General features: G+C 72.2%; 22 protein-coding genes. 13 read left to right on the forward strand and 9 right to left on the reverse strand.

What is annotated here, in order from left to right:
* The first annotated feature begins 60 nt into the window (after positions 1-60).
* Positions 61-1,680, forward strand: coding sequence for a M4 family metallopeptidase (locus ACIGWZ_RS16105; protein WP_400064908.1), 1,620 nt, complete (start codon positions 61-63; stop codon positions 1,678-1,680).
* A gap of 99 nt (positions 1,681-1,779) precedes the next feature.
* Here ACIGWZ_RS16105 and ACIGWZ_RS16110 read toward each other — a convergent pair whose 3' ends face one another.
* Positions 1,780-2,313 (reverse strand): GNAT family N-acetyltransferase, encoded by a 534-nt coding sequence (locus ACIGWZ_RS16110; RefSeq protein ID WP_400064910.1) that lies wholly within the window; start codon positions 2,311-2,313, stop codon positions 1,780-1,782.
* A gap of 256 nt (positions 2,314-2,569) precedes the next feature.
* On the opposite strand from ACIGWZ_RS16110, the gene ACIGWZ_RS16115 reads away from it, so the two are divergent.
* Complete coding sequence (locus tag ACIGWZ_RS16115; protein WP_400064912.1) at positions 2,570-4,987, forward strand: hypothetical protein; 2,418 nt, start codon at positions 2,570-2,572, stop codon at positions 4,985-4,987.
* Positions 4,988-5,191: 204 nt separating this feature from the next.
* On the opposite strand, the gene ACIGWZ_RS16120 is transcribed toward ACIGWZ_RS16115, so the two are convergent.
* The gene (locus tag ACIGWZ_RS16120) at positions 5,192-5,665 is read right to left on the reverse strand and encodes a hypothetical protein (RefSeq protein ID WP_400064914.1); all 474 of its coding nucleotides are present in this window, start codon (positions 5,663-5,665) and stop codon (positions 5,192-5,194) included.
* A gap of 159 nt (positions 5,666-5,824) precedes the next feature.
* Here ACIGWZ_RS16120 and ACIGWZ_RS16125 point away from each other — a divergent pair, with 159 nt between their 5' ends.
* Together ACIGWZ_RS16125 and ACIGWZ_RS16130 are read left to right on the forward strand one after the other, a co-directional pair.
* Positions 5,825-6,514 carry a TetR/AcrR family transcriptional regulator gene (locus ACIGWZ_RS16125; RefSeq protein WP_400064916.1) on the forward strand — a complete coding sequence of 230 codons (690 nt, stop codon included), beginning with the start codon at positions 5,825-5,827 and terminating at the stop codon, positions 6,512-6,514.
* A 56-nt stretch (positions 6,515-6,570) separates the two neighbouring features.
* Entirely contained in the window at positions 6,571-7,233 is a 663-nt protein-coding gene (locus ACIGWZ_RS16130) for a hypothetical protein (protein WP_400064918.1), read from the forward strand.
* Positions 7,234-7,315: 82 nt separating this feature from the next.
* Here the strand turns inward: ACIGWZ_RS16130 and ACIGWZ_RS16135 are convergent, their stop codons facing one another.
* The 3 genes from ACIGWZ_RS16135 to ACIGWZ_RS16145 form a co-directional block, all read right to left on the reverse strand.
* Entirely contained in the window at positions 7,316-7,924 is a 609-nt protein-coding gene (locus ACIGWZ_RS16135; RefSeq protein ID WP_400064920.1) for a hypothetical protein, read from the reverse strand.
* A 53-nt stretch (positions 7,925-7,977) separates the two neighbouring features.
* Positions 7,978-8,571, reverse strand: coding sequence for an NAD(P)H-dependent oxidoreductase (locus ACIGWZ_RS16140; protein WP_400064922.1), 594 nt, complete (start codon positions 8,569-8,571; stop codon positions 7,978-7,980).
* 150 nt (positions 8,572-8,721) lie between these two features.
* Positions 8,722-9,450 (reverse strand): tyrosine-protein phosphatase, encoded by a 729-nt coding sequence (locus tag ACIGWZ_RS16145; RefSeq protein ID WP_400064924.1) that lies wholly within the window; start codon positions 9,448-9,450, stop codon positions 8,722-8,724.
* A 283-nt stretch (positions 9,451-9,733) separates the two neighbouring features.
* Between ACIGWZ_RS16145 and ACIGWZ_RS16150 the strand changes: the two genes are divergently transcribed.
* From ACIGWZ_RS16150 to ACIGWZ_RS16170, 5 genes are all read left to right on the forward strand, one after another.
* Positions 9,734-10,384, forward strand: a complete 651-nt coding sequence (locus ACIGWZ_RS16150) for a PE-PGRS family protein (protein WP_400064926.1) — start codon at positions 9,734-9,736, stop codon at positions 10,382-10,384.
* 398 nt (positions 10,385-10,782) lie between these two features.
* Entirely contained in the window at positions 10,783-11,421 is a 639-nt protein-coding gene (locus ACIGWZ_RS16155) for a sigma-70 family RNA polymerase sigma factor (protein WP_400064928.1), read from the forward strand.
* A 288-nt stretch (positions 11,422-11,709) separates the two neighbouring features.
* On the forward strand, positions 11,710-12,270 hold the full coding sequence (locus ACIGWZ_RS16160) for an ATP-binding cassette domain-containing protein (protein ID WP_400065401.1): 561 nt from the start codon (positions 11,710-11,712) through the stop codon (positions 12,268-12,270).
* The gene (locus ACIGWZ_RS16165; protein ID WP_400064930.1) at positions 12,267-13,130 is read left to right on the forward strand and encodes a metal ABC transporter permease; all 864 of its coding nucleotides are present in this window, start codon (positions 12,267-12,269) and stop codon (positions 13,128-13,130) included. The genes ACIGWZ_RS16160 and ACIGWZ_RS16165 overlap by 4 nt, the downstream gene beginning before the upstream one ends.
* Entirely contained in the window at positions 13,088-13,900 is an 813-nt protein-coding gene (locus tag ACIGWZ_RS16170) for an ABC transporter substrate-binding protein (RefSeq protein ID WP_400064932.1), read from the forward strand. Before ACIGWZ_RS16165 ends, ACIGWZ_RS16170 begins: the two co-directional genes overlap by 43 nt.
* Before the next feature lie 143 nt (positions 13,901-14,043).
* Here ACIGWZ_RS16170 and ACIGWZ_RS16175 read toward each other — a convergent pair whose 3' ends face one another.
* Both ACIGWZ_RS16175 and ACIGWZ_RS16180 read right to left on the reverse strand, forming a co-directional pair.
* Positions 14,044-15,696 carry a class I adenylate-forming enzyme family protein gene (locus tag ACIGWZ_RS16175; RefSeq protein WP_400064934.1) on the reverse strand — a complete coding sequence of 551 codons (1,653 nt, stop codon included), beginning with the start codon at positions 15,694-15,696 and terminating at the stop codon, positions 14,044-14,046.
* Positions 15,693-17,438 (reverse strand): CoA transferase, encoded by a 1,746-nt coding sequence (locus ACIGWZ_RS16180; protein ID WP_400064936.1) that lies wholly within the window; start codon positions 17,436-17,438, stop codon positions 15,693-15,695. Before ACIGWZ_RS16180 ends, ACIGWZ_RS16175 begins: the two co-directional genes overlap by 4 nt.
* Between ACIGWZ_RS16180 and ACIGWZ_RS16185 the strand changes: the two genes are divergently transcribed.
* A complete protein-coding gene (locus ACIGWZ_RS16185; protein WP_400064937.1) occupies positions 17,437-17,583 on the forward strand; it encodes a hypothetical protein in 147 nt (48 codons plus the stop codon). The genes ACIGWZ_RS16180 and ACIGWZ_RS16185 overlap by 2 nt on opposite strands.
* Positions 17,584-17,639: 56 nt before the next feature.
* On the forward strand, positions 17,640-18,878 hold the full coding sequence (locus ACIGWZ_RS16190; RefSeq protein WP_400064939.1) for an acyl-CoA dehydrogenase family protein: 1,239 nt from the start codon (positions 17,640-17,642) through the stop codon (positions 18,876-18,878).
* Here the strand turns inward: ACIGWZ_RS16190 and ACIGWZ_RS16195 are convergent.
* Positions 18,868-19,947, reverse strand: a complete 1,080-nt coding sequence (locus tag ACIGWZ_RS16195; RefSeq protein ID WP_400064941.1) for a sugar ABC transporter permease — start codon at positions 19,945-19,947, stop codon at positions 18,868-18,870. The genes ACIGWZ_RS16190 and ACIGWZ_RS16195 overlap by 11 nt on opposite strands.
* Complete coding sequence (locus tag ACIGWZ_RS16200; protein WP_400065403.1) at positions 19,940-21,061, reverse strand: MFS transporter; 1,122 nt, start codon at positions 21,059-21,061, stop codon at positions 19,940-19,942. Before ACIGWZ_RS16200 ends, ACIGWZ_RS16195 begins: the two co-directional genes overlap by 8 nt.
* Positions 21,062-21,522: 461 nt before the next feature.
* On the opposite strand from ACIGWZ_RS16200, the gene ACIGWZ_RS16205 reads away from it, so the two are divergent.
* Together ACIGWZ_RS16205 and ACIGWZ_RS16210 are read left to right on the forward strand one after the other, a co-directional pair.
* Positions 21,523-23,607, forward strand: coding sequence for a SpoIIE family protein phosphatase (locus tag ACIGWZ_RS16205; RefSeq protein ID WP_400064943.1), 2,085 nt, complete (start codon positions 21,523-21,525; stop codon positions 23,605-23,607).
* A gap of 472 nt (positions 23,608-24,079) precedes the next feature.
* On the forward strand, positions 24,080-25,060 hold the full coding sequence (locus ACIGWZ_RS16210; RefSeq protein WP_400064945.1) for an ABC transporter permease: 981 nt from the start codon (positions 24,080-24,082) through the stop codon (positions 25,058-25,060).
* Positions 25,061-25,103: the final 43 nt, after the last annotated feature.

Consider the following 25,103-nt stretch of genomic DNA (forward strand, 5'->3'; position numbering starts at 1 on the left):
CTCGGATGCCCGGCCGCATCTTGGGACCGCGACCCCGCGGCCCTCACAAGGGAGACCGAGTTGAGACGGATCTCGTCCACCCCCCGCAAGAACACCCTGCGTGCTGCCGCCCTGGTAGCCTCGGCCGCCATGGTCGCGGTCGGCGTCCAGGCCGGATCAGCCAGCGCGCAGCCGGACCGCGCGACCGGCGCGTCGGCGGTCCAACTCTCCACCGCACAGCGGGCGTCCGCACTCCAGAACGCCCAGAGCACTGCCGCCGCCACCGCCACGAAGATCGGCCTCGGCACGCAGGAGAAGCTCATCGTCCGGGACGTCATCAAGGACGCGGACGGCACGGTGCACACCCGGTACGAGCGCACCTTCGCCGGACTGCCCGTCCTCGGCGGTGACCTGGTCGTACACCAGGCGAAGAACGGCACCCACAGCGTCACCAAGGCGACCGGCGCCCGGATATCCGTGCCCAGTACCTCCGCCGCGCTCGCCCCCTCCGCCGCGAAGAAGAGCGCACTCAGCGCTGCCGCCGCGAAGAGCGACGCGAAGACCGACGTCTCCACCGCGCCGCGCAAGGTGATCTGGGCCGCCACGGGCAAGCCCGTCCTCGCCTACGAGACCGTCGTCACCGGCGTCCAGAAGGACGGCACGCCCAGCCAACTGCACGTCATCACCGACGCGGCCACCGGCAAGAAGCTGTTCCAGAACGAGGCCATCGAGACCGGCACCGGCACCAGCACCTACAGCGGCAAGGTCGCACTCACCACGACCAAGAGCGGATCGAGCTACAAGCTCACCGACGGCGCCCGTGGCGGCCACAAGACATACGACCTCAAGCAGAACACGTCGGGCACCGGCACGCTCTACACCGACGCGGACGACGTATGGGGCGGCGGCCGCCAGACCGCCGGCGTCGACGCCCATTACGGGGCGGCCGTCACCTGGGACTTCTACAAGAACACCCTCGGCCGCAACGGCATCCGCAACGACGGCAAGGGCGCCTACTCCCGCGTCCACTACGGCGACAACTACGTCAACGCCTTCTGGGACGACGACTGCTTCTGCATGACCTACGGTGACGGCGAGGGCAACTCCCACCCGCTCACCGCCCTCGACGTGGCCGCCCACGAGATGAGCCACGGCGTCACCGCCGCCACCGCGGGACTCAACTACAGCGGTGAGTCCGGCGGCCTCAACGAGGCCACGTCCGACATCTTCGGCACGTCGGCCGAGTTCTACGCCAAGAACGCCTCCGACCAGGGCGACTACCTCATCGGCGAGAAGATCGACATCAACGGCGACGGCACCCCGCTGCGCTACATGGACAAGCCCAGCAAGGACGGAGCCTCGGCCGACTACTGGTCCAGCGGCGTCGGCAACAAGGACGTGCACTACTCGTCCGGCGTGGCCAACCACTTCTTCTACCTGCTGTCCGAGGGCAGCGGCGCCAAGACCATCAACGGCGTCAAGTACAACAGCCCCACCTACGACGGCTCCAAGGTCACCGGCATCGGCCGGGACAAGGCCGAGAAGATCTGGTACAAGGCCCTCACCACGTACATGACCTCCACCACCAACTACAAGGCCGCGCGCGCCGCGACCCTGAAGGCGGCGGGCGCTCTGTACGGCACCACCAGCGCCGAGTACAAGGCGGTTGGCGCGGCCTGGACGGGCCTCAACGTGAAGTAGGCACCTCCGGCGCCTACGTACGGCGTTCCGGCACCGGAGTCGGTGCCGGAACGCCGTGCTGCATGACGGGCAGCGGCCGGGCACGCCGGCCGCTGCCGCTCAGCCCTGATATTCCGTGAGATCGATGCTGTGGACGGTCAGCGCATGCCCGTATTCCGGGTGTACGGTCTCCCGCTCGAGGACCAGCCCGAGCTTGCGCATCACATTCTCGGAAGCCTCGTTGCCCGGCCGGTCGATGGCGACGACACGGTCCAGGCCGCGGTCCTGGAGGGCGAACTCCAACACGGCCTGGGCGGCTTCGGACGCATAGCCCTGACCCCAGTACTGACGGCCCAGGCGCCAGCTGATCTCGATGCCGGGAAGCGCGTCGGGCAGGTACTCGGGCACGGACAGACCCACGCACCCGGCCAGCTCACCCGAGGCCAGCAGCTCGACCGCGAAGAGGCCGAAGCCTTCGTCGTCCCACTCCTCCTCCCACTGCTCGATGGCCTGCGCGGTCTGGTCCAGGTCGAGGACGGTGCCGTCGCCGATCCAGCGCATGACCAGCGGGTCAGCGTTGATGTCCGCCATGGGGGCGAGGTCGTCGTCCTGCCAGCGGCGCAGGAGGAGGCGGGGGGTGTGGATCTCGGTCATGCCACCCATCCTGTCGAATGCGCGGGCGAAGCGGTAATGGGGCATGCCCCGGGTACGCCAGAAATCCGCTATGGGGTGATCTTGGCGGCTTGAGCCCGCCATCTCGCGAGTCCCCGCGGGTCCCGGATTTCGGCTCCTGGCCGGAGCCCGACACGGCAGGGCCGGTCGGCGGCCGGTCGGCGCTCCGAGCCGCATTGTCAGTGCCGTGTGTCACGCTGCAAACACAGCAACCACGGTGATCAATGGGGGATTTCAGGTGGACACGCAAGCCGTCATGACGGCGTTCCGGCTGGCCGACCGGTCCATCGTGCCGGAGCTGATCGCGCGGCTGCGGCCCCTCGTCCTTACGCTGCTGCGCGACGAGGCCCGCTTGCCGGAACCGCTGCTGGAGGCCGTCCTCGCGTCCGGTGATCGCGGGCTGTGTACGGAGTTCGCGAAGAACTCCCTGGAAGACGCGTGCGATCCGGCGTTCCGGATACGGCTGGCCGGGCTCGGGCACCCCGAGAGCGGCCGGGCCCTGTGGAGCGCCGGGGAGTGGGTGCCCGAGCTGAGGGCCGCGGTGCTGGCGGCCGCCGACCCGGCCGACCCGGGCTGGTACGCGCCGCGCGGGTTCGTCGCGCGCCTGGTCCGCAGCAAGGAGAGAGGCCTGCTCACCCTTGCCCGCCAGGGCCCGTTCCCCGAGCTGGTCGCGCATGCGATACGCCTGCTCGCCAGGGACATGCCGATGCCGGTGGTGCTGGATGCGTGCGGGGCGCTCCTCGACTGCGGAGGCGGTGCGAAGGCGCTCGCCGAACTGGCCGACGCGATCGGGGAGGACTCCCACCCCGGTCTCCCCGCACTGCTGCGGGAGGCCGCCGCCGCGTCGGACCCCGCCGGTTTCCTCCGAGACCGCCGCGCGCCGGGCGAGTGGGAGGACCCCCGCGCGGCGACCCTGCTGCTGCACGTTCGCACGGGCGCGCGGCGCGAAGTGCTGCCCGACGCTCCGCTGGACTGGACGCTGGTGCGGCGGGAACACGAACGCCGGCCGTTCACCACCTCCGAACTGATCTCCTTGAGCCGGTTGCCCGGGTGCCCCGAGGATCTGCTGATGGAGGGCTATCGCCGGGACCCGTACGAAACCGCCTGGCACGCGGCGCGGTTGCCGATGGCGGCCCTGGTCGGCCCGGAAGCCCGCCGCCGGGAGATGTACGACCTCGGTCGCGTCGTGGAGCGCAGCATTCACGACGGGTGGCTGCCGATCGAACGCCTCCTGACCGAGGCGGCACCCGCACGTACCTTCCTGGCGGCCCTTCCGTACGACCACGAGCCGACCCGCAGGGCCGTCGCCGAGCTGCTCGCCCCGCTCGGCTCCGACCCGACCGCCTGGCTGACCCTGTACAGCCGCCTGGCATCCCGCTTCCGGGGAACTCCGGCCGCCCTGGTCGCCAAAGTGGGGGCGTCGTCCGAGCGCACCACCCGGTGGCCCGCGCCCCTGGACGCGACCGCCCCCATCGAGCCACCGGACGCCCTGCGTGCGGTGTTCCTGCAGCTCTACCGGTGCGCCCCGGAGGAGGCGCAGCTCGCGCTCGTACCGCATCTGGACCTGCGTACCCTCCAACACCTGCTCGTCAGCGGCCGGCCTTCGCAACGGCTGTACGACGAGGTGGTCGCCGTCCACGGCGCCGCGGCCCTGGAGGCGCATGCGGCGGGCTCCTGCCGCGGCGAGGACCGCGACGCCCTCCTCGACCGCGACGAACCCGGCGTCAATACGCTGCTGTATGAACACCATTCCCTTTCCCGGGAGCAACGGGCGCGGATCCTGGCGGGCCGCGGTCGAGACGGCGGCGACATCGTCGTGGACAAAAGGCTGATACATCTCCTGCGGCGCATCCACCTCGGTGAGCACCGCGACTGGCTCACGGCGGGCATCGGATCCCCCGTCCCCGAGGTCGCCGACGTCGTGGTGAACCGGCTCACACTGCACACCGAGGGCGGCCGCCTCCGCGTCGTCATCGGATTGTGGGAAGGCCAGGGTCCGGACGCGGTCAGGCAACTGCTCGTTCCCGACGCGGGCGAGCACAACCACCACTGGCCCGTCGGCACCCAGCGTGCCGTGGCCAAGGCGCTGGACGCTCCCGACGGCCTCGGCATGCTGCGGGAGCGGCTCGCCGCCGCGGAGGATCCCGAGCGGGTGATCACCCACCTGCGCAAGAAGACCCGGAAGTACGACGAGCGGATCCGCCACTTCCTGTCCGAGGGCGGCCGGTTGCCCTGGGAGGAACTGGCGCGCGCCCACGCCGAGGACCCCCTGCCGGCGGGCCTCCTGGTTCCGCTCCTCGCACAGCCCGATTGCCACCGGGACCTCGTCCTGGACGCCCTGCGCACGACTCCCGTGGACGAGTCGGACCGGTTCAACCCGTGGTTCCGGACCGCGCTCGATCACGGGTCCCTCACCATCGACGACCTGGTGCGCCATGCCCGGCCGGCCGAAAGAGTCCTCGACTACCTGCTTCACCAGACCTGGGCACATGGCCGACCCACGGTGCGGCTGCGGCCCTCGGAGGAGGTCGTCGAGCTGATCGACAGACATCTCGGCGTGAACGTCGAGGCATGGGCCATCGCCCTCCAGCTGCTGTCGGGCTTCCACGGCACCCTGGCGGAGCTCATCACCACCGCGGGAGCCGTCGCGAGATGACCGCCGGTGTGGTGGCGCCGACGGCCCGCTTCGGGATCCGGTGCCGGAGACCGTCATCACGGCGGTCACCGGCGGCGGCTACGCATGCCGAAATGAGCAGCCGCCCAGGCTGGGCGGCGGATGGTGGATGCGGCGTCGACCGCCGCCGGGCGCGGGCCGGGGTCGGGCTCGGCACGGTGGGCGTCGCACCTCGCGGGTGGGCCCTCAGCGCGTCCTCGACCGCAGGACGTGGTGCGCCTGCTGCAACAGGCCGGGCGCCACTGTGCGGTGCCTCGCGGACACCCGTGTCCAGACGCGTGCCGCCAGGGGACGGTCGTACTGCATGAAGGTGGCCAACGACACCTGCCCGTCGCGGACCTCGACGATGAGATGCGCCGTCAGGAACCAGGAGCGTGCCCCGAGTCGGACCCAGCCGTCGCCGCGATCGGCGATCTTCCAGCCGGCCACGCAGTCCGGCGTTCCGCGGCGTTCGAGGCGCAGTCCGAGGAGTCCGCGCCAGAGGATCTGCCCTTTCCGGCCCGCGACGTCCTCCAGCATGGCGCGGGCCCATTGCTCGGGCGACCAGTCCGAGGCGTCACGCGCCGTGAGCGTGAAGAGGTCGAGGTAGTCGGGGTCGGCCATGGTGCTCAGGGAGCGTATGGCCTCGGGGACATGGTGGTGCTGCCGGGCGGCTGGCACGGAGATCCTCTCGATCGAGCTCCCTGGGCCGACGCCGACGCCACGGCGCGTTTCGCTTGCGACGTTCATACGCGTGGCTCCCTTCGGAGCGGTCCGGTAGCGACGCTGCGTTCGGGCAAGTAACATACATCCATGTCTGTATGTAAGGGAAGGTGACCGGTGGCCACGCGGGAGACCTCGGAAAGCGCTCGGCGGACCCAGGCGGATCGGCGCGCCACGACCAGGAGCGCCCTGCTGGAGGCCGCGGCGCGGGGACTGTCCAGGTACGGGTACGCCAACTTGGCGCTGGAACGCGTGGCCACCGAGGCGGGCTACACGCGCGGCGCCCTGTATCACCAGTTCGCCAACAAGGAAGAGCTGGCGCTGGCGGTGGTGGAGTGGGTCCATGAGACCTGGGACGCCGAGGTCGGCCAACTCGCCGCCGATGAGGCCGATCCCGTCGACGCGCTGATGGCGATCGCACGGGGCCACGCCGTCTACTGCCGCCGCGACGTGGCCCGCGTCATGATGACGCTGAGGATCGAGTTCACCGGGCAGGACCATCCGGTCGGCCGAGCGCTCGAGGAGATCGTCGAGCGGCTCGTTGCCGATTGCGTCGACCGGATCGCCGCCGGACGCAAAAGCGGCGCGATCCCACCCGGGCCACCGCTCCGGGAGACGGCGCTCGCCTATCTGGGCGCCCTTTCGGGGCTCGTCATCCAACTTGCCGGGCAGGCCCCCTTCGACGTCGAACTCGCCGACAGGGCCGTCCGAGGCGTGCTCGGTCTGCCCCCCGCGCCCCTCACGACCGCTTCACAGGGCGCCGCGGCCGCCACTCCGCCGACGCACAATCCCCTCAGGGAAGGGTAGTTCCGTGAACGGGCCCTGCCGGCGACCGGAGGGCCCGGTGAGGACATGATGTGGGCATGATGCGCAGACAAAGGGTGTTGCCGCTTCTCGCACTGTCCGTGCTGCCCGTGCTGATGACCGCTTGCGGAACGGAACGCCCGACGGTCACCGCACGAGACGACGCGCACCGCGCCGACCGCAACGAACTGGCCGCACGCGCCCGCACGTTGGGAACCCAGCTGGACATGGTGTACGTCACCGAGGTGCCCGGCTACAAGCTGGCGTCCCAGTCCGTCGGCGTACACGGCGACCACGGCTTCGACGGTACGTACGTCGCCTCGCACGGCGGCGGGAACATCCGGCTGGCCGTGGACCAGGGCACGATCGACGCCGATCACTGCGCCGCACCGGGGATCCACCGGTCCGAAGGACAGAAGGTGTCCTGCGCGTCCGACCGCGGGCTCTGGTACCGCACGTCGTCATCGGGCCACGAATACGCCTTCCAGGACGGCCCCCGTGTGATCCGGCTCAGCGCCGACCGCGCGACCGTCAAGGGCGAGGCCCTGTACCAGGCGGCCCATAGGGCCCGTAAAGCCGGTAACGCCGAGCTGGACGCAGTGCTGCCGAAGACGAAGGGCAGCGGGAGCGGGCAGAAGGGCACCGAGCGCGGCGATCTGCCGACCACCGGAGACGGAGCCCCGCAGGATCCGGTAGGGGTGACCGAGGGGACGAGCGGCTGACACGCACGGGGACGTGAGAGCACGGCGGGAGAGCAAGACGGTAGTGCGTACGGCGTGACGCCCACGGGCGCGGGGCCGTTGGTCAGGTCGTGATCACATGGCGCCGGTCAGCGGCGGTGGGAAGGCCCGGCCGGTGTCCGGGTGCCGTGGCCGCGATGCGGTCGCCGGTTCTCGGGGCGGCACGGGTACGCGTCCTGGTGGCCCTGGCACTCGCGGGGCTGTGCGGCTGCACGGTGGTGGGGCCGGATCCGAGCGGCGGACGGGCGGCGCCGTTGCCCTCACCGCTTCGCACGATCGCCGTGGATCCACCGGGTCCGGACTTCTCCGACCGGCCGGTGCGGGAGGGGCTGGTCACCACGCGGCCCAGGGATGCGAAGCCCCCGACATCGCCGAAGTCATCGAAACCACCGAAGTCATCGGGGAAGTCGAGGACGTCGGGCACGGTGCGGACGCCGAAGGCGGCCGGGGCAGCGAAGACGGCAGAGAACGCGCAGGGCAGGCATCGTCCGCACACCCGCGCGGTACGCCGCGCCGCGCCGACCGCGCCGCCGCACCGCCGGGTGACGCGGGCGCACAAGAAAGTGGGGAGGACGCCGGGACGGCAGGCGGGGCGGCGGAATGCCGCTCCGATGTCGGGGCGGGGCATGCTGGCGGTGTGCCGTGCCGCGACGGGGCGGGTCCGCGCGGACATCGTGGCGCTGTGCCGGCGGCTGGCGGGGTGACGGCGGCGCGCGCCCGGCGGCGTCAGGGCAGCAGCGCGGCGGCCTGTTCGCGCGCCTGGTGCAGCCAGGATGCGCGTGCTTCAGGGGTGGAATCGGTGACGGTACGGAAGACCACCCGGCGAACGTCGGTGACTCCTACGTACGGCAGAACGCAGGCCGACCAGATCCTGTCCAGCGGATCGCCGAACTCGCCCTCTTCCCGGTCGGCGGGGGTATCGGAGGTGTTCAGGACCAGCGCCCGGCCGGCCTTCAGCAGCCCCGCGGGCTCACCTTCCGCCACACGGAGTTTGTAGGCGACGCCGGGCGCCAGTACGCGCTGCACCCATCCCGTGAGGACGGCGGGGGGCATGCCCCACCAATTGGGGTGGACGAACACCATGGCGTCGAGCGTGGCCACCTCCGCCCGGTGCAAGGCCACTTGCGAGTCGGCGGCGCTTGCGGATGACTGCACCGTCTCCGTTTCGTCGGCGGCCAGTACGGGCGGGAAGCCCTCGGCGCAGAGGTCGTGGGCGAGCACCTGGCATCCCCGGTCGCGCAGTTCCTCCACCACGGCGTCGAACACCGCATGGTTGAAGCTGCCCGGCCGCGGGTGGGCGAGATAGACCCCTGCACGCATTGCTCATCCCCCAGAGAAGTTCAGCACTCGTAGCGCCGACGATCCGCGGGAAGTTTACGCATCCGAGATGTCCCACCCCTCGTCCGCCCCGCCCCTACGGGTGTCCCGCGTGCGGTCCGAACCACAGCAGGGCCGGGCGGCGTTCGACGGTCACGCGGTGAGAAGTCTCTGGCGCATGCGGGCGATCAGCTCGTCGTCCACTCCGAGGTGGTCGGCGGCGTAGCGGCGCACGGAGCCGTAGCGGGCAGCCAGGTCGGCCAGGAACAGCCGGATGATCTCGGCCGGCGCCCGTCCATAACCGGGCCATCGCAGCGGGCGGCCCGGATTGGCGGCACGCCAGTCGGCGATCAGCCTTTCCGTGGCCGCTTCGGTCAGGGCGAAGTCCTCGGCGATCTGGTTCTCGGGAACTCCCAACAGGGTCAGCACGAGGGCGGCCAGGAGTCCGGTGCGGTCCTTGCCCGAGGCGCAGTGGAAGACGAGCGGGCCATCGGCGGAGGCGATGGCTTCCAGCGCCTGCGTCAGTTCCTCGGCCCCGTCGAGCGCCACCTCGGCGTACCGGTCGGCAAGATAGCGCCAGGGGTCGACACCCGGGTCGATCTCCGCCTGGTCGTAGGGCCGATGCTCGATGCTGAGGTTGAGGTACGTCAGCCCGTCGCTCTGCGGTACGCGTCCCTTCGCCGCTATCTCCCACGGGTACCGCAGGTCGATCACCGTGCGCACGCCGAGGGCCTGGAAGCGTTCCCAGTCCTCGCCCGCAAGCTTGGCGAGCGAGTCGGACCGGTACAGCAGTCCCCATCGGACCGTACGGTCGGCAGGGGTGGAGTACCCGCCCAGGTCACGGAAGTTGTGCAGACGCTCGAACGCGAGGTGTCTTCTCATGCGCGTCACCCTACGATCTCCGTCCGGCACACCCGGAGCTCCCGACCGCCATGTCCTTGCCGACCCCTGCGGCCGCGGTCTTGAAGGTCCGTGACGGAGTCCACAGGAGCCCAAAGCGGAGTTCATAGCGGAGTCCATAGCGGAGTCCACGGCGGGAAGGAATTCGCTCCGGGGATTCGCTCCAGGGATGAGCACCTTTTGCACTCTGGGGTCCGGAGGAGCGGGCGGGGTGCAAGCTGGGGGCGACATGGAAGCCGGACGCGTTCTCAGGGGGTTACGGGCCGTGGCGTTCGCCGCGGTCTGCGTGTTGCTCACCGCTCTCGGGCACGTGCTGTCGTCCGGTTCGCCGCTGCCGTGGCCTGCGGTGATCGCGGCCGTCGCGGGGGCGTCCGCCGGTGCGTGGTGCTTCGCCCGGCGGGAGCGCGGTCCGGTCGTGGTGGGACTGCTGACCGCCGGAACCCAGGCGGCGCTCCACACGGCGTTCGCGCTCAGCCAGTCGGCCCCGCTTCAAGGAGACGGCCGCGCGTGGTCGTTGGTCCGGCAGTGGTGGACGGCTCTGTCGTGTGAGGGAGGGACGCGGCTCTCGTCCGCTCCTTTCGGCGGTCGGCTCGTACCCGACCCGATGCGCGGCATGCCGCATGCGCTGCACGAGGGAATGCACAGTGGTGGGCCTGCGATGTTTGGGGCGCACGCGCTGGTCGCGGCGCTGAGTGCCTGGTGGATGTGGGGCGGTGAACAGGCGCTCTTCCGCGTGGTGCGGACCGTGTCCCTGTTCCTCTTCCGGCGGATCTGCCCCGCAACGCGCCCTGTGCTTCCGGCAGTTGTGGCGGACGCGGGGATACCGGAGCAGCGGCCCCGACGGGCCTTGCGCGAGCTGCTGCTGGCCCATGTGGTGTCGCTGCGCGGCCCTCCGAAGGAGCCGGCTGTCTGCTGACAGCAGCTGACATCGGGGTGCGGACGTCGCGAGGTGGCAGTGGCGGCGTGCGCGCCCGCACCGGCCCGCCGGTCCGTCCGTACGCACGGCGACCGGATCACGTAAAGGACTGCAGATGATGACGCCTGTCCGGATGTTGGCATCCCAGGTGCCCACGGCCGATCTCGTTCCAGCCATCCGCCCCACTCTGCACGGGAGCCACGAGTCACTCGTCGGGTCGCGCGAGTCACTCGCCGGGTCGACCGGAACGGCCCGCCGGGTGATGCATGCCCGAGGGTCGATGCATGCACGAGGCGCGCTCGCCGTCGAGGCGCGCGAAGAAAGCGGTACGGGAAGCGGAGCGCTGCCGCTGCCCGGCCTGTCCGAGCCGCATGGTGAGCGGCGAGGGGAGGAAGCTCATGCCTGAGACCGAGGACGCTTTGGTGACCCGGTGGGCCTTGGCGGCCCGCGCCGGTGACGAAGAGGCGGTGGAGAAGTTCGTGCGGGGCACCCGCCGTCACGTGCTGCGCTATGTGACGCATCTGAGCCGCGATGCCCAGGCGGCGGACGACTTGGTGCAGGACACATATCTGCGGGCCCTGCGCAGCCTGCCCGGCTTCGAAGGGCGGTCCTCGGCCCGTACCTGGCTGCTGACCATCGCCCGGCGTACGGTCGCCGACCGGATCCGCGCCAACAAGGCGAGGCCTCGCGTCGCCGGTCTCGCCGACTGGCAGACCGTGGCGGAGCAGGCGCAGTGTGAGAGCGGTCCGGGATTCGACGAGGGCGTCGCCCTGACCGATCTGCTCGCCGCCCTCGCGCCGTCCCGGCGGGAAGCGTTTGTGCTCACCCAGGTGATCGGACTGCCCTATGCGGAGGCGGCCACTGTCATCGGCTGTCCGGTGGGTACGGTCCGTTCCAGGGTGGCTCGGGCCCGGGAGACGCTGATCGCGCTGCTCGACGCCGCCGACGGAGATCCGGCGTGCCGGGAGGCGACCCTGCGGGGAATGACGCCGCGAAGCCTCGGCCGGTCGTTGAGGGCATCCGGTTCCCTGGCATGACCCGTTTCCGGTAGGCGGAGGCGAGGCCGGGGGCACGGGAACGAACCTGTCAGGGCGCGTTCCCGTGCCCCGTGGAACCCGGCGGGAAACGGTGGGACACGGCGCGACACCGCGCGACATGGTGGGAACTCAACCGGCCGCCGCCCCGACTAGTTGGCTGTGGAGCGCAGCGATGAGCAGTCAGGGTCCCCCGCGGCGCGGGCGGTGGGCGATGCGGCCGGCCTCGGTCTACGGCTTCGGGGCGTGGTGTGCCGGCACGGCCGTCTGGAGGCGGTGGCCGGTGTGGACATGGAGGTGGCCGCCGGCGAACGCGTCGCGCTGACCGGGACGAACGGTTCGGGCAAGACGACGTTGCTGCGCGCGGTGCTCGGGCTGCACCGGCAGGCCGACGGCGAGATCCTGGTCGGTGGGCGGGGCATCCGTACGGCCGCGGAACGGGCCTGGCGACGGCGGGCATGCGCCTGGATTCCGCAGCGGCCGGCCGCCGGGCGCTTCCCGTTGCTGGCGCGGGAGTTGCTGACGAGCAGCGGCGCGGCGGAGGCGGCGGCGCGGGCCGCAGACCGGCTGGGCGTGGGCGCGCTGGCCGACCGGCCGCTGAGCGGCCTGTCGGGCGGTCAGTTGCAGCGGATGCACCTGGCGAGAGCGGTCGGGTGCGTGGCGGCCGGAGCGGGGGTGCTGCTCGCCGACGAGCCGACCGCGGCGCTGGACTTCGCGGGGCAGGAGGAGGCCGCGGAGGTGTTGACGGCGCTGCCGGTCACGGTGGTCGTGGTCACTCACGACCGGGCGATGGCCGCTCGGTGCGACCGGACGCTGGAGATGGCCGCCGGGCGGCTGCGGGAGGTCCGGTGAGTGCGCTCGGGCAGGTCAGCGACCTCTTGCAGCTGGTTCCGGTGCAGCGGGCCGGGGTGGGCCTGCTGCTGTCCGCTCTCGGACTGCCGATCGTGGGGGTGGTGATCGTCGGCCTGGACATCATGCCGGTGCGGTTCGCGATGATGCACGTCGCGCTGCTGGGCATCGCCGCGGGCCAGCTGCTGGGCCTGGATCCCGTGCTGTGCGCCCTGCTGGCCTGTGCATTGGCGGGCGCCGGAGTGGCTCCTTTGGCCCGTAGCGCCGACGGCCTCTCCGGAGCCATGGGCTTGCTGATGAGTCTGGCCATCGCCGCCGCGTTGTTGCTGCTGGCCCTGTCCGGAGTGAATGCCAACGGGGCGTTCGCGCTCCTGTGGGGCTCGATCCTGGCGGTGCGCCCCGCCGACCTCGCCGTACTGGGTGCCCTCGCGGTGATCGTGCCGGCGCTGTTCGTCCGGCGCCGCCGCGATCTGGCTCTGCTGCTGCACGACCGTGAGCTGGCGCTGTGTTCCGGTGTGGCGGTGCAGCGGCTCACGGTGCTGCTCCTCGTCGTGGTGGCGGTTTCGGTGGCCGGCGCCATCCGGCTGACCGGCGCGTTGCTGGTGGACGCGCTCACGCTGCTGCCCGCGCTCGCCGCCCGTCGTCTCGGCCGCTCACTGGTGTCGATCACGCTGTGGGCCGTCGGCATCGGCCTCGTGGTCAACGTCGTCGGCTTTCTTGCTTCCCTCGCCTGGGACCTGCCGCCCGGCCCGGTCCTCGTCCTCGCTGCGGGGGCGGTCGCCCTGGCAGCTCATTTCGTACCCGAACGGAGAACCCCCTCATGGCGCGTGCCCGCGTCCTCGTCCGTCCCCTCACCTCACTGAGCGCGGGGCTGCTGCTCGTCTCCGCATGCGGTGCTTCCGGTACGTCCTCGACGCAGGCGTCGGCGAACAGGTCCGGGAAGGCTTCCGGCGGGCCCGTAGTGGTCGCCACCACTTCCTGGGAGGCGGCGCTGGCCAAGGCCGCCGGAGCCAGGAACGTCACGTCCATAGTCCCCGCCTCGATCCGGCATGCGCCCGATTACGACCTCAAACCGTCCGACCTGACCGCGGTGGCGGGAGCGGACTACGTCCTGTACTCCTCCTTCGAACCATTCGCCGGACGGATCAAGGAAGCGACCGGTTCCAAGGCGAAGTTGATCGAGCTCGAACTGGACAACGCTCCCGCGAAGACGGCGGCCAATGTGACGCGGCTGGGCAAGGCGTTCGGCACGCAGGCGGCGGCCGCGAAGTGGAACACCGCCCTGACCGGCGCGTGGAAGTCCCTCGCCGGCCAGCTGAAGGCCGCCTGGCCCGACGGCAAGGCCCCCGCCGTGGCCTCGCAGGTCTTCACCGCGTGGGCGGCCAAGTTGGCGGGGGCGCGGCTCGTGGGGACCTACGGCCCGGACGCGGTGACTCCCGCGCAGTTGTCCGCGCTCTCCGCGAAGAGGCCGAAGTTCGTCCTCGAGAACGAGAACATGTCGACGGGGACCGTATTGCCCGGCTCCGGCGCCGAGCAGCTGAACATCGCCAACTACCCGGGAAGGGATCTCGACCTGCTCGCGGTCTACCGCAAGGCCGCGCAGCAGATGACGAAGGCGTTCGCCGCCTCATGACCGGGCGTCGTGACGGGACGTCCTGACCGGGCGTCCTGACCGGGTGTCCTGATCAGCGACGGGGTAGCGACCGGACGATCCAACTGCCGGTCCGGGCACGGGAGTTGCCCGGCCCGGCAGCCCCCGGCCCGCTCCCCCGTGCGTCATCCGGTCCGCGCCCGGACGGCCGGGGCGGCGGCGAGTCTTTCGCCCAGTGCGGCGCGATCAGGTTTGCCGGCCGGTGTGAGCGGCAGCTCGCCGGTCACCACGAGCAGCCTCTCGGGATGCTTACGGCGCTCCAGACCACGCGCGTCGAGATGCGCGCACAGGCTCTCCAGGGTGATCGCCCGCCCGGACCTCGGCACCACGCAGGCCGCCAGCCGCTCCCCCATCAACGGGTCGGGCACGCCGACACAGATCACGTCCCGTACGTCCGGGTGGGAGGAGAGCTCGCCCTCGACCTCGGCCGGGCTGATGTTCGCCCCGCCGCGGATCACGATGTCCTTGAGGCGGCCGACCACGCGCAGTGTGCCGTCCGCGTCCAGCGTCCCCAGATCCCCGGTGCGTACCCAGCCGTCCGCGGTGCGGTAGCGCATGTTCAGCTCGGGCGCACCGACGTAGCACAGAGGTGTCATCGGTCCCCGCGCGAGGATCTCCCCGACTCCGGGCGAGGTGCTGCCGTGCAGCGGGGCGATGCGGATCTCGCAGACGGCGGGGTCGGGCCTGCCCACCACGATCCCGGCGCCGCCCGCCCGACCGGACTCCCGCTCCCGACCGGTGTGGCAGTTGACGCCGTCGGCGGACCCGTAGAGGTTGACCACCGGGCAGTCGAACGCCCGCCGCGCTTCGTCCTGGGTGGCCTCGTCCAGCGCGGAGCCGCCCAATATCAGCGCCGTCAGGCCGTCCGTGGGGACGCGTCCGGTCCCGCACCGCTCCAGCATCATGCGGACCATCGTGGGAACGCCCAGCACATGGGTCGGCCGATGGGCGCGGATCGCCGTGAGCGCCGCTTCGGGCGTGAAATGGTCCAGCAGGACGAGCGTTCCGCCGTGTCGGGCGAGGGTGACCGCGGTCCCGCTGCTTCCGAACGCCGAGGCGAGCGGTACGAGGAACAGGCAGCGCGGGGCGATGCCGTCCGCGAGCAACGAGGCGAGGAAATTGCCGCGGCCGCCGGCGAGGGCATTGTGCGAGTACGCCACCATCTTGGGCTCGGCCTCGGAGCCGGAGGAGACGAGTATCCGGGCCGCCGTGTCGGGATCGGGGCGCGCCGGAGTGAAGGTGTCCTGCCCGGCGCCCGGAAGATCGGCGAGCGGCCGGCATCCGGCGGGGACGGGACCGGGTCCTGCGGCGATCACCGTGCGCAACTCCGGTAGTTCGTAGGACAGTTCCGCCATTTCCTTGGCGTGCTCGATGCCCCGGCATTCCGTGGCGGTGATCACCGCCCTGGCCTCGGACCGGCCGAGCAGCGATCGCGCCTCGCGGCGGCCGCGCCCGACCGGGAAGGGCAGGGCCACGGCTCCCAGGGCGGCGAGGGCGAGGTCGGCCGTCACCGCCTCCGTGCCGTTAGGCAGTTGGACGCCCACCACGTCACCGGGACGGATGCCGTCCTCGGCGAGTCCGGCGGCCAGACCTCGTGCCCGGCGGTCCAGCTCCGCGTAGGAGAGCGCGCCCCGCGCATCGATCACCGCCGTCCGGTGCGGGTCCGACCGGCGATGGGCGCGGAAGAGTGTGTACAGGTCGGTGTCGGGGCAGTGGCCTGCGGCGGCCCAGCTACGCCGGAGGGGGGCAGGGACCAGGTCGGGGAACCGGTGCGTCATGCGAATCTCCAGGGCGGGGGGACGATGAGGGCTCCGAGCGGGTCGCGGGTGAAGGCCCCGTCGAACCGCTTGTCGTGCGGCAGCGCGCCGAGTCCGGTGGTGAGGGCGGTCGCGGACAGGCCCCGTGCGCGCAGCTCCTCGACCGCCCGCTCCGACGTCAGCTCCCGCAGCTCGGCGGACCGGCTGCGTACGGCCGGAGCGGAGTCGTCGCTCGGCGCTATCCATCCGTCCGCGGTCGGCAGCGGGCTCCGGAAGCCCGCGGGGCGGCGCGCCTCCCGTCCGCCGGCCGCCCTGTGCAACGCCGGTGCGGTGAGCGTTTCCGCGGCTCCCAGCAGCGAGGACTCCACCCGCACGCCTCGGCCGATGCGCTCGCGCAGCAGCAGTCCGCTCACCACTGCCTCGGCGCCGAGCAGTCCGCCGAGGACATCGAGCAGGGTCATCAGTGAGGGCGCGGGCGCCTCGTCGGCGGGGCGCGCCGCCTCGCCGACACCGGTGCGGGCCTGCACCATGAAATCGGTGCCCATCGGGGCGTCGGCCAGCCGACCTGCCCAGCCGCTGGTGTAGGCGTACACCAGCCCCGCGTTCACCTTCGCGAGACGGTCGGCGCCCAGCCCGAACCGTTCGGCCTTCCCGGGCGCCCAGTTGTGCAGGAACACATCGGCGTCGGAGGCCAGCTCGCGCAACTCGCCCTGGCCGGCGGCGGACTTGATGTCGATCTGCACCGCGCGCTTGCCCCTGTTGAGCGCGAGCCATCGCGCGGAGACGCCGGAGCAGCAGGGCGGCATGCCGCGCAACGGGTCCCCGCCGGGGGGTTCGATCCGTACGACGTCCGCCCCGAGCAGGCCGAGGAGGTGCGCCGCGAGCGGGGCCTGGATGCGGCGGCCCGCCTCCAGCACGGTCAGACCGGAGAGGGGGAGCGCGGCATCGGGGGCGGGTTCGTCGGTCGGGGCGGCCCACGACTCGTCGCGCGGTGTCACGGTCCACGGCGCGGCGGACCCGCGCCGCGCGACGCTGTCGGCCAGCGGGTGCAGCGGGCACACCTCGGCTCCGGCGGCGGACGCGGCCTGCCGGACCCGCGTCCAGGAGGCGGTGCGTGCGGTCCGGTGCAGCGCGTCGGGCAGCGGGGCGCAGGCGGTGGCGTAACGGAACTGGAAGGGACGCCAGCCGGCGCGTATCGCCTCCTCGGGCGCGCCGAGTTCCCGCCAGAACCGGGCCCAGGGGGCGGGGTCGAGCGCTTCCAGCTCGAAGCGGGTTCCGCACCGGGCGGTGAACGGTGGTCCGCCCGGGGCGAGTTCCACCGCCTCCGTCTCCGGCGCGTTCGCCGCGGCGATGTACTGGGAGAGGGTGAGCAGCGCGGCTCGGTCGGCGCCGGTGGTGAGGTGGGGGTTGCGCGCGCCGCCGCGGGCCCGGCCCAGCAGGGCGGCGAGCAGCCCCTGCACGGTCAGTACGGAGGCGCAGGTGGCCGCGTAGTCGACCGCGAGGCCGCGCGGCCGGCCGTCGCGCCTGCCGTGCGTATGCATCATGCCGGTGGCCGCCTGGACGGTGGACTCATCGGCGGCATCCGCCGTCGGCAGGATGTCCGCCCAGGCGGTGTGGGCGGTGATCTCTCCCGGTCCCTTGCCGGTGGCGGCGAAGCGCGCGGGGCCGCCGTGGCTCCGGGGCGTCTCCAGGACCGTCGCACCGAGTGCCCGCAGATGGCCCAGCGCCGGGGAGGTGAGGGCGGCAGGGCCCGATGCCTGCATGCCGACTCCCTCCAACGGCCGGGTCGCGCGGTTGACGGCGGGGTGTCCCACGGCACTCCTCTCCGGCGGGTGGACCGCCCTGTGGCTCGCACACATCCAGGGGAACCAGGCGGCGTCCGACGCCGACCAACTCCACAGCCAGTGAGTCGGACCGATGGTTCACCGAGTTCCCGGGGAATATGGAGGAAAGCCGTGAATGCCATGAACTCAGGGCAGAACCCTCGGGGCGCGGCACCCGGAGCGGACCCGCACCAGGGGCCCACCGGGTTCGGGCAGCCCGACTGCCCGCCCGAAGTGGTCGAGTTGCAGGGGCGCGTGCGGGCGTTCGTACGGGACCGGGTGATGCCCTGCGAGCCGGTTCTCGATGCCGGGGGCGCGGCCGCGCGTACCGCTCTGCGCGGGCTTCAAGTCGAGGCGAAGCAGGCCGGGTTGTGGGCGCTGCCGCTGCCCGTGGAGTGCGGCGGTCAGGGGATCGGCCTGTCCCACTACGCCCCTCTCGCGGAGGCCGAGGGAGCCAGCGACCACGGCGCCGCCGCGCTCGGTTCGGGTCCCCTCCTCGACGTGCTGATGCTCACCCGGCATGCCGACGAGGGCGTAACGGACCGCTGGGTTCCGGGGATTGCGTCCGGCGAGCTGCGGAGCAGCTATGCGATGACCGAGCCCGACACGCCGGGTACCGATCCGGCGCTGACCGCTACCCGGGCCCGCGCGGAGCCCGACGGGAGCTGGACCCTTGAGGGCCGCAAGTGGTTCATCACGGGTGCGGGCGACGCCGACCTGGTCACCGTGCTGGCCCGCACGGGCGCCGCGGAGACCGGAACCGGCGGCCTCTCCCTGTTCGTGGTGCCCGCCTCCGCCGCCGGGTTCACGGTGGTGCGCGAGGTGCCGGTTCTCGGTGCCGGCGGGCAGTGGGAGATCGCCCTGGACGGTGTCACGGTGCCCTCGGACCACCTGGTGGGCGAGCCGGGCCAGGCGCTGCGGATCGCCGGGGAGCGGCTGCGCCTCGGCCGGGTACTGCGCGCGCTGCGCTGGCTCGGGCAGGCCGAGCGGGCCTTCGAGCTGATGTGTGTACGGGCCGGGAGCCGGCGCCAGGCGTCCGGCCCGCTGGCCGACCGCCAGCTCGTACAGCAGATGGTCTTCGACTCCCTGCTGGCGATCCGCTCCACCAGGCCAGTCGTGTACGAGGCGGTGCACCGCCTGGCAGCGGGAGACGACGCACGGCTGGAGACCGGCCTGGCCAAGGTGGCCGCGGCCCGGATGCTGCAACAGGTCGCCGACGCCGCGATCCAGGTGCACGGCGCCGCCGGACTGGGCCCCGACACGGCACTGCCCGGCCTGTTCCGCACGGGCCGCGCGGCCCGCCTGCTGGACGGCCCGGACGAGCTGCACATCGCGGCGGTGGCCCGCCGGGTGCTCCGCGGCTACCGGGTCACGTCGTGAAGGGATCCGTCAGACCGGTCAGGATCGCCAGGCCCGCCGCCAGGAAGAAGTCGCCCCAGATCAGCTCGTGGCACGGCGCGAGCCCGCGGCCCGCGTCGTAGCAGCCGGCTCTCAACGCGCCCCCCGCCGAGAGGTGTTCCGTGCACAGGCAGTGCAGGATCCGGCGCGCCCGGCGGGTCAGCAGGCCGGCCTTGTCCTGCCGCCCCACGTTCCGTGCGAGGTCCGCCAGCTTCAGGAAGGCGACCGCCTCGATGGCGGCGGCGGAGGTGTCCAGCGGCCCTGGGTGGCTCCCGTCCTGGGCCAGTGGGACGGGCGGCAGGCCGGCGGCGAGCCGCGGTGCGGCCAGCCGGTCCGCCGCGTCCCACAGCCCGCTCCCGCCGAGGAAGTGCAGTCCGTCCGCGACCCCCAGCAGCAGCCACGGCGCGGTGCGGCTCCATCCGGGAGGCGGCTCGGGGCAGGCCGTCCACGTGCCGTCCGGCGCGGCCCGCCAGGCCGGTCGCGGCGGGTGCTCGGCAAGGCTGAGTGCCAGCTGCCGGTTCAGATGTCCGTACGCCGCGGCCTCGCCCCCGTCCGCCGGCCCGGCCAGCAGCGGCACCAGCCCGGGTACGCCGTCCGCCCGCGCCCGCAGCCGGGGACCGCCGAAGGCGTCCCCCCAGGGCACCAGCCCGAGCTCGGTGTCGTACGCCGCCAGGCAGGCCCGTGCCGCCCGGTCCCTCAGCCGGGCCGCCGCAGCGTCGCGCCCCGGCCCGGCCGCGAGCGCGGTGCCGTACCAGAAGATCAGCCCTCGGGCGGCGGTGTCCTGATCGACCCAGTAGGCCAGCCGTCCGGTGCATTCGGCCGCCGTCCGCCGGTCCCGGGGCGCGCCGGAGGCCAGGGCCCGCAGCCACAGCAGTCCGGCCCAGAAGCCGCCCGTCCACGACCCCTTCGATGTGGATTTCCAGACGCCGGTGCCGGGATCGGCGTACAGCGGAAAGCGCGAGCCGACCTGGGCCTCGGTCACCCGGACCCGTTCCCACACGGCCGCCAGCGCCTGACCGGCCCACCGCCCGCCGTCGGCCGCCTCAGGCATCCCGCGCTCCCGCACGACGGGGTAGCAGCGGCACGGCCACGACCGCTGCCGCCGCGAACTCGGCCGCCGCCAGGAGCCAGCCCGTTCCGTACCCCGCGGCGGAGGCCAGTGCGCCGAACAGCGGCGGGCCCACCGCGAAGCCCGCGAAGAAGCCCGCCGACACCAGCGCCGAGTCCTGCCCCGCCCGCCCCGGCGCGGCCTGTCGCAGCACCACCACCATGGAGACCGCGTTCGCCGACACCGCGAACGACCCGACCGCCACCGCAGCCACCCACACCAGCGGATGCACCCGGATCGCGGCAGCGAGCAGCAGCGCCGAGCCCACCGCACCGGCCGCCAGCACGGCGGGCAGCGCTTCGGCCCGTCCCGGCTTCCCCGCCGCGCGCGACCACCCCACACGTCCGGCGATGCCCGACACGCCCAGGACGGCCACCAGCGCCGCCGCGGTGGTCGGCGACAGGCCCAGCCGTTGCGAGCCGAACAACGCGAGGTAGGTGTTGACCGAGGCGATACCGCAGCCGAGGAGCAGCGAGAAGACGGCCAGCCGTCGCGGCATCCCGTGCGGCGAGGACGTGATGTGCGGACCATGAGCGGAGAAGGCGACGTCGGGCGGCAGCGCTCGGGCGGCCCACAGCGCGGCCGACGCCGCCGCCACCGCCGCCGTCCACACCGCGCCCCGCCAGCCGACACCGGCCGCCAGGAGCGACAGCGGCAGTCCGGCGGCAAAGGCCCCGCACTGCACCCCCGACTGCTTCAGCCCGGTGACGCCGGGGCGCCGCTCGGCGGGAAAGGCCGCGAGGATCACCTTGTTCGTCGCCGGGTTGGCCAAGGCCTGCGGAACACCGCCGAGCGCGACCGCCAGCAGCAGTACCGCCGCCCCGGGGGCGCTGCCGATCAGCGCCAGCGAGACCGCGGTGAGCAGCAGCAACGCCACCAGGCAGCGCCGCGGACCGGCCCGGTCCACCAGCCGTCCGGCCAGCGGTGAAAGCACCGCGGCCGCCCCGAATCCTGCTGTCGTGGTCAGCCCCAGCACCGTCGGGGAAATCCGCAATCCGTCCACCAGGCGGGGTCCGAACGCGCCGATCACGAACAGCTGCATCATCGAGAACGCCATCGCCGACGTCAGCAGCACGATCACCGGCCGGCCCGCGCGCGGCGGCCCCGCCGTGCCGCTGTCCGCCCCGGCGGCCTCCGGTTCCCCGCCACGCCTCGCCCGCACAGCATCCCTCCCCACAGCACCGGCCCGCCTCTGGGACCCGCTCCAGTCAGTCGTACGGACCTGGCCTCCGGTTCCCCGGGCAGAGCATTCCGGGCGCGTCCTGCGGCCGGCGGGCCCACGCCGCAGGCGGTCCCACCCGCGCTCGGGGGGCCGGCGTCGACGCCCGTACGGCTCCCCTCGGCCGTGCCCGCGGCGCCCGGCCCGGCGGGACGGGATGTGCGGTCGGCCGCTCCGGGGGGACCATGGAAGCCGAAGCACTTACCGGACGCGGGGGCAGGCCGGACTCATGCGTGGGCGGCCGCGGACCGGAGCGAGGCGAGTGCCCAGGTGGTCCGTCGAGCGGAAGGAGAGCCCGGGTGAGCGCAGCCGATGAGCTTCCGGCCGTGACCGGTGGGCCGGAGGGCAGCCCGCCGCAGCCGAGCGGGCTGCTCGATCTCCTCGGTGTCGCCGCGGTGCTGGTGGACGCCGAGGGACGGATCGTCTTGTGGAGCCCGCAGGCCGAGGACCTGTACGGCTACACGGCCGCGGAGGCGCTCGGCCAGTACGCCGCGCCGCTGCTCGTCAATGAAGAGCACTGGGACCTCGTGATGAGGGAGTTCGCCGAGGTCATGGAGACCGGCCGGAGCTGGGGCGGCTCGTTCCCCGTCCGGCACAAGGACGGCAGCGCTCGGCTGGTGGAGCTGCGCAATATGCGGCTGCTGGACGACCGCGGCGACTTCTACGCCCTGGGGCTCGCCACCGACTCACCGACGCTGCGCGAGGTGGAGCGGGACGTCGCCCTGTCCACCCGGCTGATCGCCCAGTCCCCCATCGGGCTGGCGATGCTCGACACCGATCTGCGGTACGTGGCCGTCAACCCCGCCCTGGAACGGATGCACGGCATCCCCGCGAAGGATCACCTCGGCCGGCACTACCGGGAGATCATGAAGGCGGCGAAGTTCGAGGTGCCCGAGGCCGCGATGCGGCGGGTCCTGGAGACCGGGGTCCCCATGGTCGACCAGTCCACCATCGTCGGCCGCACCCCCGCCGACCCCGGTCACCAGCACGCCTGGTCGATCTCGTTGTACCGGCTGGAGGACCCCCAGGGGCGCGTTCTCGGCGTGGCCGACCTGGTGGTGGATGTCACCGACCGCTATCAGGCCGCTACGGAGGCCGCGGAGGCGCGTCGGCGCCTGGCCCTGATCGCGGACGGCTCCGCCCGTATCGGCACCACCCTGGAGGTGGACCAGACCGCCCGAGAGCTGGCCGAGGTCACCGTTCCCGAGCTCGCCGACGTGGTCACGGTCGATGTGCTGGACTCCGTACTGGACGAGCACCGCCCGGCCAGCAGGGACGGCCCCGCGGTCTTCCGCGCCCTCGCGGTCAAGGCCGCCTACCCCACCGAAGCCATTCAGGCCGTCGATCCGCCCGGCCAGATCGCCGCCTTCGACGCCGACCGCCTGGCCACCCAGTGCGTACGCACCGGCCGCCCGATCCTGATCACCCGCACCGACGACGCCGACCTGGCACGCATCGCCCGGGACGACCACGCCGCCGACGTGCTGGCCCGCTCCAAGCTGCACTCGTACATGCTGGCCCCACTCACCGCCCGCGGCCAGATCCTCGGCTTCCTGGGTCTCAGCCGCGCCCGCAATCCGCTGCCGTTCGACGAGGACGACCTCGCCCTCGCCGCCGAGCTGGCGTCCCGCGCCGCCGTGTGCATCGACAACGCCCGCTCGCACCAGAGCGTGCGCAACGCCGCCGTGACCCTGCAGCGCAGCCTGCTCCCCGACCATCCGCCCCACCTCCCCGGCCTGCAGATCGCCTCCCGCTACCGGCCCGCGCAGGCCACGTACGAGATCGGCGGCGACTGGTACGACGTCCTGCCGCTCGAGGGCGACAAGACCGCCCTCGTCGTGGGCGACGTGATGGGCAGTGGCATCGACGCCGCCGCCACGATGGGCCGCCTGCGCACCGCCACCAGTGCCTTCGCCGACCTCGACCTCGATCCCGCCCAGGTCCTCCAGCACCTCGACAAGATCACCTCAGGGCTGGAGCACTACATCGCCACCTGTGTCTACGCGACCTACGATCCGCACCGCGCCGAATGCCACATCGCCACCGCCGGCCACCTCCCCCCGGCCCTCGTACGCAGCGGCCGGCCCCCCGAACTCCTCGACCTGCCCACCGGCACCCCGCTCGGGGTCGGCGGCGTCCCCTTCGAGACGACCACCTTCCCCCTCGCCCCCGGCGACCGACTCGTCCTGTACACCGACGGCCTGGTCGAAACCCGCCACCACGCCATCGACGAACGCCTCGAAACCCTCCGCCAATTGCTCGACGCGCCCGACTGCACCCTGGAGGAGACCTGCGACCGGCTCCTTCGCGAACTCCGGCGCCCCGACGACCCGGACGACGTCGCCCTGCTCATCGCCCGCACACAGCCCTTCCCCCCTGCGTGAATGCCGGTGCCCCCGTCGGCCGGCGACCGTCGCCCCGTCAGGGGCGGCCCGGCAACAGGCGATCGCAGCGCCGAGCGGGGACGCCGGGTGACGCGCGCTTCGGGACCCGCCCCAGCCGCCCCCGCAGACTCCCCCGCACCAAAAATCCGCACGCCGATGCGTCCGCATGTGTAAAGTCTTCTTCAATTCGTCCTGGGCGCCGTTATGTTCGAAACGTTGTCCACATAGCGAACTTTACGCTCCAGGGAGCGGCAGCACCTTGGAATGACAGGCAAAGAGGCGCCTTCGCCCATGCCTTCACCGGGTGATATCCGTAATGCCCCTGCCCGTTGGGGAAGTTGGCGTTACCGGCCCGTAAACATCTCGTGATCGACAATCAGGTCTTATCGCTAAAAGATGTCGCTCGACCAGCACCGCCCCCACCACAGCCGTCACGCGCTGATGCGGTGCACAAGAGGAGAGGCATCGAAACATGGGCCGGTATCTGCTGCGCCGATTGGCGAACTATCTGGTCCTAGTGGTCGTCGCGGCGGCGCTGACGTACTTCCTCGCGGGACTCAGTCTCAACCCCCGCGCCAAGTTCGAGGGCCGCAACCCACCACTGCCCGCGTCGTCCATCACCAAGACGCTCGACGACTACAACATGAACCCGGACACCCCGATCCTGACCCGCTTCGGGCACTGGGCGGAGGGCGTCGTCCACGGGGACCTCGGCAAGACCATCGACGGGGACAGCGTCAACGACGACTTCGGCCGGCGGGTGGGCGTCTCCACCAGGCTGCTGCTGATCGCCACCATCATCGGATCCCTGGGCGGTGTCGCCCTCGGCGCGTTCGGGGCCATTCGCCAGTACCGGCTCTTCGACCGGTTCACCACCCTGGCCTCGTTCTTCGTGCTGGCCATGCCCGTGTTCGTGATCGGCGTCGCGCTGAAGATCGGCGCCACCGCCCTCAACGACGGCTCGCAGACCATCAAGGTGCTCGGTGAGTACGACGCGCAGTACGCGGGGCAGTGGAACGTCGACGCCCTCGTCAACCGCGCCCAGCACATGCTGCTCCCGGCACTCACCCTGATCATTCTGCAAGTGGCGCTCTACAGCCGCTACCAGCGCTCCACCATGCTCGACGTCCTCGGCAGCGACTTCCTCCGCACGGCCCGCGCCAAGGGACTGCGCCGGCGAAAGGCCCTGGTCAAACACGGGCTGCGGACCGCGATCCTGCCCGTGGTGCCGCTGCTGGTCTACAACATCGTGCTGCTCTTCACCGGTGCGACCTTCACCGAGAAGACCTTCGGCTGGCACGGCATGGGCGAGCTGCTCGTCGACTCGATCCAGAAGCAGGACGTCAACTCCGTGGCCACCGTCGGGCTGTTCACGGCCGTACTGGTGCTGATCGCCGGACTCCTGTCCGACCTGATGTACGCGGCGCTCGATCCGCGCGTAAGGGTCCGCTGACCCTCCCCAGCCATCGCTGGGAAGTGCCCCTCACGCCGACCGG

Source organism: Streptomyces sp. NPDC053427, assembly GCF_044544985.1.
In the GTDB taxonomy this organism is placed as follows: domain Bacteria; phylum Actinomycetota; class Actinomycetes; order Streptomycetales; family Streptomycetaceae; genus Streptomyces.

What these genes read in the sequence shown, in the direction of transcription:
- ACIGWZ_RS16110 (WP_400064910.1), bottom strand. Translation starts at nt 2,313, where the DNA reads ATGACCGAGATCCACACCCCCCGCCTCCTCCTGCGCCGCTGGCAGGAC.
- ACIGWZ_RS16130 (WP_400064918.1), top strand. Translation starts at nt 6,571, where the DNA reads ATGATGCGCAGACAAAGGGTGTTGCCGCTTCTCGCACTGTCCGTGCTG.
- ACIGWZ_RS16135 (WP_400064920.1), bottom strand. Translation starts at nt 7,924, where the DNA reads ATGTCCGCGCGGACCCGCCCCGTCGCGGCACGGCACACCGCCAGCATG.
- ACIGWZ_RS16140 (WP_400064922.1), bottom strand. Translation starts at nt 8,571, where the DNA reads ATGCGTGCAGGGGTCTATCTCGCCCACCCGCGGCCGGGCAGCTTCAAC.
- ACIGWZ_RS16145 (WP_400064924.1), bottom strand. Translation starts at nt 9,450, where the DNA reads ATGAGAAGACACCTCGCGTTCGAGCGTCTGCACAACTTCCGTGACCTG.
- ACIGWZ_RS16155 (WP_400064928.1), top strand. Translation starts at nt 10,783, where the DNA reads ATGCCTGAGACCGAGGACGCTTTGGTGACCCGGTGGGCCTTGGCGGCC.
- ACIGWZ_RS16160 (WP_400065401.1), top strand. Translation starts at nt 11,710, where the DNA reads ATGGAGGTGGCCGCCGGCGAACGCGTCGCGCTGACCGGGACGAACGGT.
- ACIGWZ_RS16170 (WP_400064932.1), top strand. Translation starts at nt 13,088, where the DNA reads ATGGCGCGTGCCCGCGTCCTCGTCCGTCCCCTCACCTCACTGAGCGCG.
- ACIGWZ_RS16175 (WP_400064934.1), bottom strand. Translation starts at nt 15,696, where the DNA reads ATGACGCACCGGTTCCCCGACCTGGTCCCTGCCCCCCTCCGGCGTAGC.
- ACIGWZ_RS16185 (WP_400064937.1), top strand. Translation starts at nt 17,437, where the DNA reads ATGCCGACTCCCTCCAACGGCCGGGTCGCGCGGTTGACGGCGGGGTGT.
- ACIGWZ_RS16180 (WP_400064936.1), bottom strand. Translation starts at nt 17,438, where the DNA reads ATGCAGGCATCGGGCCCTGCCGCCCTCACCTCCCCGGCGCTGGGCCAT.
- ACIGWZ_RS16190 (WP_400064939.1), top strand. Translation starts at nt 17,640, where the DNA reads ATGAACTCAGGGCAGAACCCTCGGGGCGCGGCACCCGGAGCGGACCCG.
- ACIGWZ_RS16195 (WP_400064941.1), bottom strand. Translation starts at nt 19,947, where the DNA reads ATGCCTGAGGCGGCCGACGGCGGGCGGTGGGCCGGTCAGGCGCTGGCG.
- ACIGWZ_RS16200 (WP_400065403.1), bottom strand. Translation starts at nt 21,061, where the DNA reads ATGGCGTTCTCGATGATGCAGCTGTTCGTGATCGGCGCGTTCGGACCC.
- ACIGWZ_RS16210 (WP_400064945.1), top strand. Translation starts at nt 24,080, where the DNA reads ATGGGCCGGTATCTGCTGCGCCGATTGGCGAACTATCTGGTCCTAGTG.